We start from the raw sequence: 2158 nt of genomic DNA, 5'->3' as shown, positions 1-2158 counted from the left end.
TCGTCTTGGGTACAGACTCCGACCGGGCAGGTGTTCGACTGGCACTGACGCACCATGATACAGCCCATCGCGATCAGCGCGGCGGTGCCGATGCCGTATTCCTCGGCGCCCATCATGGCGGCCATGACGATGTCACGACCGGTGCGCAGACCACCGTCGGTCCGCAGGGTCACGCGTTCGCGCAGGTTGTTCATCGCCAGAACCTGATGCGCCTCGGTCAGGCCCATTTCCCAGGGCAGACCGGCGAACTTGATCGAGGTCGCGGGCGATGCGCCCGTGCCGCCGTTATGGCCCGAGATCAGGATGATGTCGGCCTTGGCCTTGGCCACGCCGGCAGCAATGGTGCCAACGCCCGAGGACGCCACCAGTTTCACCGTCACCTTGGCCCTGGGGTTGATCTGTTTCAGGTCATAGATCAGCTGGGCCAGATCCTCGATCGAATAGATATCGTGGTGCGGCGGCGGCGAGATCAGCGTCACGCCCTTGGTCGAATGGCGCAGCTTGGCGATCAGGTCGGTGACCTTCATGCCGGGCAGCTGACCGCCTTCGCCGGGCTTCGCACCCTGCGCAACCTTGATTTCAAGCTCTTCGCAATGCAGCAGGTATTCCGCCGTCACGCCAAAGCGGCCCGAAGCAACCTGTTTGATCTTGGCCGAGGCATTGTCGCCATTCGGTTCCGGGGTAAAGTCATCGGGGCTTTCGCCGCCTTCACCCGAATCCGACTTGGCGCCGATGCGGTTCATCGCGATCGACAGGGTGCGGTGCGCCTCGGGCGACAGGGCGCCAAGGCTCATGCCCGGGGTCACGAACCGTTTGCGGATCGAGGTGATGCTTTCGACCTCTTCAATCGGCACCGGCTTGCCCAGCGCCTTGATGTCCAGCAGGTCGCGCAGGTGGATCGGCGGATTGGCCCGCATCGCCGCCGAGAAGCGTTTCCACATCTCATAGGACGACCGGTCACAAGCCGATTGCAGCATGTGCATGGTCTGAGCTTCCCAAGCGTGTTTCTCGCCCGAGCGCCGCGCCTTGTAGAAGCCACCGATCGGCAGCACGTCCTGACCGCCTTTCCAGCCCTTGGTGTGCACTTCTTCCAGCTTGCGCTGAATGCCGTGCACGCCGATGCCGGAGATGCGGCTGTGCATGCCGGGGAAATATTCGGCGCACATCGCGCGCGACAGGCCGACGGCTTCGAAGTTCAGACCGCCGCGATAGGACGAGATCACCGAAATGCCCATCTTGGACATGATTTTCAGCAGACCGTAATCCACCGCATAGCGATAGTTCTTGACCGCCTCGGTCAGCGACACATCCAGCAGGCCACGCTCGATCCGGTCGGCAAGGCTGTCTTCGGCCAGATAAGCGTTCACCGTGGTCGCACCACAGCCGATCAGCACCGCGAAATAATGCGGGTCGATACATTCGGCCGCGCGCACGTTCAGCGAGGTAAAGGTGCGCAGGCCCTTGCGGGTCAGCCACGAATGCACGGCGCTGGTGGCCAGAATCATCGGCATGCCGACCTTTTCGGCATTCTGATGCTGGTCGGTCAGAACCAGATGCCCGGCGCCCGAGCGCACAGCGTCTTCGGCCTCGGCCCGGATGCGGGCCAGCGCGTCATGCAACGCATCCTGACCGCCACCGGCGGGGAAGGTGCAGTCGATCTCGGTCATCTGGGCGTTAAACGCCTTGACCATCTCATCGAACTGAGCGTTGCCGACAAACGGGCTTTCCAGCACGAAAATCTCGGTCTGGCTGCTGTCTTCGTCCAGCACGTTCTTGAGGTTGCCGAACCGCGTTTTCAGCGACATGACGCGATATTCGCGCAGGCTGTCGATCGGCGGGTTGGTCACCTGGCTAAAGTTCTGGCGGAAGAAATGGCTGAGCGGACGATACTGTTCCGACAGAACCGCCGACGGCGTGTCATCGCCCATCGAGGCAATCGCCTCTTTGCCATCCTCGGCCATCGGCGCGAGGATCTGTTCGATTTCTTCGATCGTATAGCCTGCCGCGATCTGGCGTTTGCGCAGTTCGGGGCCAGTCACAAGCGGTTTCTCGGTGACCTTGGCCAGCGCCACGTCCAATTCGTTGATCTTGCCGACCCAGTCGCCAAAGGGCTGGGATTGGGCCAGCTTGTCCTTGATCTCGGTGTCGTGGAACAGCT

The 2158-nt window shown here is 62.0% G+C and carries 1 protein-coding gene; it reads right to left on the bottom strand.

Annotated elements, in window-relative coordinates:
- A partial coding sequence (locus ABYW26_RS13725) for a glutamate synthase-related protein (protein ID WP_372605473.1) occupies positions 1-2158 on the bottom strand: 2158 nt, incomplete at both ends.

This window comes from Actibacterium sp., assembly GCF_041584535.1.
Taxonomy (GTDB): Bacteria; Pseudomonadota; Alphaproteobacteria; order Rhodobacterales; family Rhodobacteraceae; genus Actibacterium_D.
This window is presented reverse-complemented; position numbering and strand designations above follow the sequence as displayed.